We start from the raw sequence: 7,872 nt of genomic DNA, 5'->3' as shown, positions 1-7,872 counted from the left end.
CTGACGGGACATATAGATATGTAAATCATGCTTTTGCCAAAGGCGTCGGCAAAACGTCGGATGAAATTATTGGCCGTAAAATTTGGGATGTTTTTGAAAAGGATGAAGCAGATAAACGATTTGCCATAGTAAAAAAAGTATTTGCTGAAGGAAAACCCGAGGAGATTGAGGTTCGCGTGCCGCAGTCAGCCGGTGACACTTTTTATCTAACAACCGTTAAACCCATAATGAATGATGTGGGTGGAGTTGAAACAGTGATTTGCACGTCGAAAAATATCACCAAACGTAAACTCGCAGAAGACGCCTTGAAGAAAGAGCGCGATAAACTGATGAAAGCATTGAAAGAAATAAAGACGCTTTCAGGGCTTCTACCAATTTGTGCCTCTTGTAAAAAAATTCGTGACGACAAGGGGTACTGGAATCAGATGGAAGGTTATATTCAACAACATTCGGATGCCCAATTCAGCCATGGTATGTGCCCGGATTGTGCAAAAAAGATGTATCCCTATTTGGATATCTGACCGGTGAGCAATTAATCGCAGCAATCATCCGTCCACCATATAAACCCGGAAGTTGTGTCAGAAATTAAAGGGTTAAGTCCCAATCAAAGTCACCCCGTCGCCCACCTTCAACCTTCAGAACTCTCTTTACACACCCCGCAGATACTGCATTTTGAAGGATCGGCGGGACAGGGGGCCGAGGTTCGGCCAGCCAGAGCCCGGCGGTACTCTTTCAACAGGTAGGCTTTGTCGAGGCCATGGTCGATGAAGTCCCAGGGAAACCGCTCGTCGGGATCGCGCTCACGGTGAACATAAAAGTGGGAGTTGACCGGTGACGCCTTGAATGTCTGGGGCCAATTTCCCTGGTTGGCGTGGGCCAGCGACAGGATGTCCGCCACCCGCCGATCACCGCGGGCGATCACTCCCTGCAGGTAGGCCCACCGGGGCACGTCTGCGTGAACCCGCACGTTGGCCGTTTTTTTCAATCCCGTTTTGACCATTTTGATCTTGGTCTTCAGGGTCTTCACCTCGTCCATGGGCGCCCACTGAAAGGGCGTAAATGGTTTGGGAACAAAGGAGCTGAGACTGACGGTAATTTTACCGATGTGCCCCTTGCCCCGGCTGGTTTTGAGGAAGCGGTGCTTGATGCGCTTGACCAGCTGGACGATGGCCGCGACGTCTTCATCGGTTTCCGTGGGCAGGCCGATCATGAAATAGACCTTCAGGTTGGGGATGCCGGCGGCCACCAGGGTTTCAGCTGCAGCGACCACGTGGTCTTCGGTGATCCCCTTGTTGACCACCCGGCGCATGCGCTCCGAGCCGGCATCCGGGGCGATGGTGGCTGTCTTCACCCGGCTTTTTTTCAACGCCGCGATCAGCGGGCCGTCCAGGGCGTCCGCACGCAGGCTGCTGAATGAAAACCGGATCTCCCGTCCCCGATCCTTGTTGCACAATTCACGAATGTTCGGCAGATCGGACACGGCGGCCCCCACCAGGCCGATGCGGTCGGTGAGCGCGCACCCATCGTCCACCTGACGGTCAAGCAGGCCCAATGGGCGGAACCGTGGCGGGCGATAAACATATCCGGCGCTACAGAATCGACACCCATGGGGACAACCGCGGGAGACCTCGATCAGATAGGTGTCGTCAAATGTGGTGTCCGGGGTTAAAATGGTACTGGCTGTTGGCAGACGGGATAGATCCGGAACGATCAATCGATTGACGGAAACCGGCACATCCGCCAGCCGTTCAACCGCAGCCAGGGTGCCGTCTTCATGATAACGGGGTCGATAGAAAGCCGGAACATATAAGCCGGGAACGTGGCGGGCCATAGCCAGCAGATTTTTCTGCTTATCGGCCAATGGATCGTAGATTTGAAAAAATCCTGAGACCAGTGCCTCGGCCTCGCCCAAAAGGAACGCATCAATAAACGGGGCCAATGGTTCAGGGTTGAGAAAACAGAAGACTCCCCCTGCCAGCACAAGGGGGAATGTCGCGCCACGCTGGGCGGCCGGCAGGGGGAGTCCTGCTGCTTCCAGGATGGTAAGAACACCGGGTGCATCGTTCTCATAAGAGATCGAAAAGGCAATCATGTCGAAGTCTTCGATGGGCTTCTGGGACTCGACCGTCAACACCCGACGGATTTTACCGCCATCCTGTTCCGGTAAAAAAGCACGCTCGCAAACCACATGGTCAATATCGTTGAAGAGCCGGTATACGGTTTGGAAACCCAGATTGGACATCCCCACATGGTAAGAATTGGGGTAGACCAGCGCCACGCGAATCCGCCCGGCGTCCGACTTTCGGATAACGCCTCGCTCAGTCTCCGCATGCCCCCTGGGTAGCTGTTGGGATCCTGTTGCCATGGTTTTTTGCAGACCTTTGTCCGCACACCGGTCAATCCATTGCTTTTTAAGATCGGATCGGCACGGTTAAGGCGGTCTCATCGGCATTCACCAACATCGAGGTGATCCGGCTTTGCTGACGGCGGTCTTTTCCGCTACGGCGATCCATGCCACTGCGTTGTTCGGGAAGACAACAGGCATATGAATATTCCCGCCGATCGCCACCCATCCTGCGTCCGCCGGTCAGTTGGTCGCTGCATTGATTAGGCTGCATCATCCGTCCTCTGTTTCAACGTTATCGCAGTAGATCCCCGTCGATCCGGTTCCTCCGGAGACGGGATTAGTCCGCCTTTCTTCTTAAAAACGTGGGGACGTCAAGGTCATCGTTGTCGATGACAATCCCCTTGTACTCCCGGTAGAGTTCACTGGCCGACCCTTCATTGGTGGCCTGCCGTTCATTGGCGGCCTGCCGTTCATTGGCGGCCTGCCGTTGGCGGATGAAGGTGGGCTCGTCCAGCTCCGTGGAACGGGCCAGATCCGCCGGGGTGATGTCACGCACCTTACCGCCGTAAGTAGGGTCCAACGCTCTAACGCCTGTTCCTTTCTCTTTGCCTTTCTCGCCGATACCGGTGGCGATGACGGTAACGCTCATATCTTCGCCCACACTGTCGTCAATGACCGCGCCCCAGATGATCTCCGCCTCTTCGCCCACCTCATTGTAAATGCGTTCGGAGGCTTCGGTCATCTCCTCCATGGTGAGATCGCTGTTGGAGGTGATGTTCATCAGCACGCCCTTGGCACCGGAGATGTTGATGTCATCCAGAAGCGGGTGTGAGATGGCCCGTTCAGCCGCTTCAAGGGCCCGGTTTTCCCCACTGGAGATGCCGATGCCCATGATGGCCATACCGGCCCGGGACATGGTGGTCTTCACGTCGGCAAAGTCCAGGTTGACCAGGCCGGGCATCATGATCAGGTCGGTGATGCCCTTGACTGAATGAAGCAGGATTTCGTCAGCTTTTTTGAACATGTCCACCATCTTGGCGTTTTTTGAGGCCAGACCGCGCAACCGGTCGTTGGGAATGGTGATCACCGTATCGGCCGCTTTTTTCAATTCGAGAATGCCTTCATCTGCCTGTTTGGCCCGTTTTCTGCCCTCGAAGGAAAAAGGCCGGGTCACTACGGCCACGGTAAGGATGCCCATTTCCTTACACAACCGCGCGATCACCGGTGCAGCACCCGTTCCGGTTCCGCCGCCGAAGCCCGCGGTGATGAAAACCATGTGGGAATCGGATAGTTCATCCTTGATCATTTCCGCATTTTCCAGGGCCGCCTCCCGCCCCACTTGGGGATTGGCGCCGGCACCCAACCCTTCTGTAATCTTCGTTCCCAACTGAAAGCGCATTTCCGCCTGGGATACATCCAGGGCCTGAGCATCCGTGTTGGCGGAAATGAACCTGACGCCCTGCAGATTGCTCTCGATCATGTTGTTGATCGCATTGCCTCCGGCACCGCCAACGCCAATCACTTTGATTTTTGCCGATCGGTCACTCTCCATGTACGTAAACATACCAGTCATAATTTCCCCCTTTGCTTGAGTTGCCCATTTTGGCGTTTGCCTTTACGCCGTGGTTTATATTCTCAAATGACGTCCTTGAACCATTTTTTCATCCGCGAAATGAGGCTGTTGAAGATATTTCTGTCCCGGATTCGGAATTTTTTCTCCGGCTCCTTTCTGGCGCCGTAGATGACCAGCCCCACACCGGTGGCATACATGGGATTGTTCACCACGTCGGTGAGGCCGCCAATGCCACGCGGCCTGCCCAGGCGTGTGGGGACACCAAAGATGGCTTCGGCGATGTCGGTGGTGCCCTCCAGCAGTGCCGTGCCTCCGGAAAGGACGATCCCCGAGGCGAGCATGTTTTCCATGCCGGCACGGTATATCTCCCGTTGGAGCAGCGTGAAAATCTCCTCCATGCGCGGCTCCAGAATTTCCCCTAAAATCTGGCGGGGGAGCTTGCGGGGTTGCCGGCCGCCCATCCCAGGCACCTCGATGGTTTCGTCCGGGCTGATCGCCGCCCCGTTGCAGGTTCCGTATTTACGCTTGATCCGCTCCGCCTCGTTCAGGGGTGCCCTCACGCCAATGGCAATATCGTTGGTCAGGTTGTCACCCCCCAGGGCCAGGATAAACGTGTGCTTGATGTTCTTGCCCGAGAAGATGGCCAGGTCGCTGGTCCCGCCACCCAGGTCAATCAGACCGGTGCCCAGCTGTTTTTCCTCTTCGGTGAGCACCGCCTCTCCCGACGCCAGGCTCTCCAGAACAATATCGCACACATCCAGACCGGCCCGGTTGGCACACTTGACGATGTTATGCGCCGACGTAACCGCACCGGTAACGATGTGGATTTTGGCCTCGAGGCGCACACCGGCCATGCCCACCGGATTCTGAATGCCGATCTGGTCGTCAACGATATACTCCTGGGGCAGCACGTGGATCACCTCCCGGTCCATCGGGATGGCCACTGCCCGGGCCGCATCGATAACCCGGTCCACATCCTGCTGGTTGATCTCCTGCCCTTTGATGGCGACGATCCCCCGGCTGTTGAAACCGGTGATGTGGCCACCGGCAATCCCGGCGTATACCGACGAAATCTCACAGCCGGCCATTAATTCAGCCTCTTCCACCGCTTTTTTGATGGACTCCACCGTGGATTCGATGTTGACCACCACGCCCTTGCGCAGTCCAATGGATGGATGGGTGCCGATGCCGATGATATTGATCTCGCGCCCCGTCACCTCGCCAACCACGGCACAGATTTTGGTGGTTCCAATATCCAGGCCGACAACGATATTGCCCTCTCTTGATCCCTGCAACTTACACCTCCTTGCGATCCGAAGATGACGGATCGACCGATGCCAGCGTGATTACAATTCGATTGACATCGAACAAATCGATGGCCGTGTACCGGGTCAGCCGGCTGTCTCTGCTCAACCGTGACATCAAATGTCCCAGCGCCTTACACTTTTCACGATAGCGACCGAACCCCAACTTCACCGCCCGGTTGTTTTCACCGGTATATACAGTGGCTCCGATTTCACGGTCCATCCGAATACGGCGAATGCCGGAAAGGGGCAGCGGGCTGTTCTTTTCCCCGGCCAGTTGGAACAAGGTCATCACCGCGCCGAAGGCCTCGCTGGCCGGCATGCCGGAAACAGGCAGGTCTGCATGATCCAGCCCCTGCACCCGCGGCAACGCATCACTGTCCGCGCCATCCCATCGTTTGAACACCTTGCCGGCCAGGTTGATTAAAAAGCCCTCACCAGCCCCCATGTCCAAAAGCGCCAGCGGGACTTCTTCCCGGATGTGCATGTGCAGCCCCGAGGGAATCTCCCGGCTGACCGTCGCCTCGCCAACCCATGGATCGGCCAGCAGCCGCTTGCGGGTGGTGGCCAGATTCACGGACAGGATGTTCGTCTGCAGACCGACGCCGGCAATCTTAATTACCTGAGGGCGGCTGAGCCGCTGCATTCCGGTCACCACAATCCGGCGCACCTGGAAATGTGGCGTCTGGGTAAAATAGTCGTAGGCAAAGATGAACGCACCGCTGGTCGCCACCAGCGCCAGTGCCCCCAAAAGCCCCTTGGCGGCAAAAACGGCTCGGTCCCGAAACAGGGGCCGACGGGCGGGCCTGTTTTTCTTGAATCGATTGGTGCGCTTCGCTTTAGATTTCAATGATTGTCCTCTGTCCTCTGTCCTCTGTCCTCTGTCCTCTGTCCTCTGTCCTCTGTCCTCTGCTCTCTGCTCTCTGCTCTCTGCTCCCTGCTCTCCGCCCTCAGTCCTCAGACATCCGTTCCAACACCATTTCTCCCACCCGGTAGACATCTCCGGCGCCTAAGGTGAGCAGCAGATCGCCGGATGCCAGGTTTTTCTCAAGATGAGCGACGCATTCCGCAAGACCGTTCAGGCAGATCACGTTCCGGTGCCCATGGGCGCGGATACATTCGCCCAGCGCCTCGCCGCTGACACCCGCGATGGGCGCTTCGCTGGCGGCATAAATGGGCAGCACCACCAGTACATCGCTGTTGTTGAATGAGCGGGTGAATTCTTGCAGCAGGGCACGGGTACGCGTGTAGCGGTGAGGTTGGAAAACCACAACCTTGCGGCGGTCCGGCCAGTTCTCTTTGACTGCCTCGAGGGTCACCTCGATCTCGGTGGGATGATGGCCGTAGTCGTCCACCACGGTAACGCCATCGACCTCACCCTTGATCTCCAACCGGCGCTGCACGCCTTCGGCGGTCTCCAGGGACCGCTTGATGGATGCCAGGGGAATGTCCAGTTCCATGCCCACGACGATGGCAGCCAGGGCGTTGGACACATTGTGCATACCCGGCATGGCCAAAACAAACTCGCCCAGGTTGTCGCCCCGATGGATGACCGTAAACCGGCTTTTCATCTCACCGAAGCTGATGTTCCGCGCCTGGAAATCGGCCTGGGTGCTCCGCCCGTATGTGGTCAGCCGTTTCTTGATATGGGGGAGGAGGCCCTGGAGCGGCTCGTTGTCCAGGCAGAGCACGGCCAGGCCGTAAAAAGGGATCCGGTCGATAAAACTGAGGAAAACCGTTTTTATCGCATCCAGGTCCGCGTAAAAGTCCATGTGCTCCCGGTCGATGTTGGTGACCACGGCAATGGCCGGAGAGAACTTGAGAAAAGAGCCGTCGCTCTCGTCGGCCTCGGCCACGATAAAGTCACCCTGACCCAGCACCGCGTTGCGGCCGATGCTCTTGAGCTTGCCGCCGATGACCACCGTGGGGTCCAGGCCCCCACCGGCCAGCACGTTGGCCACAAGTGAGGTGGTGGAGGTCTTGCCATGGGCGCCGGCAATGGCCACGCTGTATTTGAGCCGCATCAGTTCAGCCAGCATCTCGGCCCGGGGAATCACCGGAATGGCGGCCTGCCGGGCGGCGGACACTTCCGGGTTTTGCCTGTCGATAGCCGAAGAGACCACGACCACATCGGCGTCGACGATCTGCTCAGCCCGGTGACCGATATGGATGATGCCGCCCAACCGCGCCAGGTTGGCCGTAATGTCCGAGGCCTTCACGTCGGAGCCCGAAACCCGATAGCCCAGGTTGAGGAGCAGTTCGGCGATGCCGCTCATGCCGATGCCGCCGATGCCAACAAAGTGGATATGATAGGTTTTTTGATACATCCTTATCTTCCCATGGTCGGTCGCCCTGGAGCAGGCGCCGGTTGTAGAATATGACGGAAAACATCCGCTACGATGGTGGCGGCCGCTTCCGGGCGTCCCAGGGCCCGGGCCCGGTCTGCCATCGCCTTTCGGCGCGCCGGGTTATCCCGCAGTCGCCGGATGTGATGCCACAGCTCATGGCCGTTGAGTTCCGCCTCAATAATCATTTCGCCGGCATCGGCGGATACCACCGACCGGGCGTTGATCTCCTGGTGATTGTCGGCCGCATGGGGGAACGGGATAAAAATGGCCGGAAGGCCGATGCAGGTCAATTCGGCCACG

General features: G+C 57.5%; 7 protein-coding genes. 1 reads left to right on the top strand and 6 read right to left on the bottom strand.

Going from position 1 to position 7,872, the window contains the following annotated elements:
• On the top strand, positions 1 to 521 hold a 521-nt coding region (locus tag QNK41_RS15455), incomplete at its 5' end, for a PAS domain S-box protein (RefSeq protein ID WP_319258468.1).
• A 107-nt stretch (positions 522 to 628) separates the two neighbouring features.
• On the opposite strand, the gene QNK41_RS15450 is transcribed toward QNK41_RS15455, so the two are convergent.
• The 6 genes from QNK41_RS15450 to QNK41_RS15425 form a co-directional block, all read right to left on the bottom strand.
• A complete protein-coding gene (locus QNK41_RS15450; RefSeq protein ID WP_319258466.1) occupies positions 629 to 2,365 on the bottom strand; it encodes a TIGR03960 family B12-binding radical SAM protein in 1,737 nt (578 codons plus the stop codon).
• Positions 2,366 to 2,684: 319 nt separating this feature from the next.
• Positions 2,685 to 3,911, bottom strand: a complete 1,227-nt coding sequence (ftsZ, locus tag QNK41_RS15445; RefSeq protein ID WP_413815163.1) for a cell division protein FtsZ — start codon at positions 3,909 to 3,911, stop codon at positions 2,685 to 2,687.
• Positions 3,912 to 3,982: 71 nt separating this feature from the next.
• Positions 3,983 to 5,215 carry a cell division protein FtsA gene (gene ftsA / locus QNK41_RS15440; RefSeq protein ID WP_319258462.1) on the bottom strand — a complete coding sequence of 411 codons (1,233 nt, stop codon included), beginning with the start codon at positions 5,213 to 5,215 and terminating at the stop codon, positions 3,983 to 3,985.
• 1 nt (position 5,216) lies between these two features.
• On the bottom strand, positions 5,217 to 6,074 hold the full coding sequence (locus tag QNK41_RS15435) for a cell division protein FtsQ/DivIB (RefSeq protein ID WP_319258461.1): 858 nt from the start codon (positions 6,072 to 6,074) through the stop codon (positions 5,217 to 5,219).
• 100 nt (positions 6,075 to 6,174) lie between these two features.
• Positions 6,175 to 7,551, bottom strand: a complete 1,377-nt coding sequence (gene murC / locus QNK41_RS15430) for a UDP-N-acetylmuramate--L-alanine ligase (RefSeq protein ID WP_319258459.1) — start codon at positions 7,549 to 7,551, stop codon at positions 6,175 to 6,177.
• Between the two features lie 2 nt (positions 7,552 to 7,553).
• Positions 7,554 to 7,872: glycosyltransferase (locus QNK41_RS15425; protein ID WP_319258457.1), on the bottom strand; the 319-nt coding region annotated here is incomplete at its 5' end.

The sequence above is a fragment of the Desulfosarcina sp. genome (assembly GCF_033791525.1).
Taxonomy (GTDB): Bacteria; Desulfobacterota; Desulfobacteria; order Desulfobacterales; family Desulfosarcinaceae; genus Desulfosarcina.
Note: the sequence above shows the minus strand (reverse complement) of the source record. Positions and strands in the feature narration are given on the sequence as shown.

Bases quoted from the DNA above. Each gene is read 5' to 3' on its own strand.
- QNK41_RS15450 (WP_319258466.1), bottom strand. From the start codon at position 2,365: ATGGCAACAGGATCCCAACAGCTACCCAGGGGGCATGCGGAGACTGAG.
- ftsZ (WP_413815163.1), bottom strand. From the start codon at position 3,911: ATGTTTACGTACATGGAGAGTGACCGATCGGCAAAAATCAAAGTGATT.
- murC (WP_319258459.1), bottom strand. From the start codon at position 7,551: ATGTATCAAAAAACCTATCATATCCACTTTGTTGGCATCGGCGGCATC.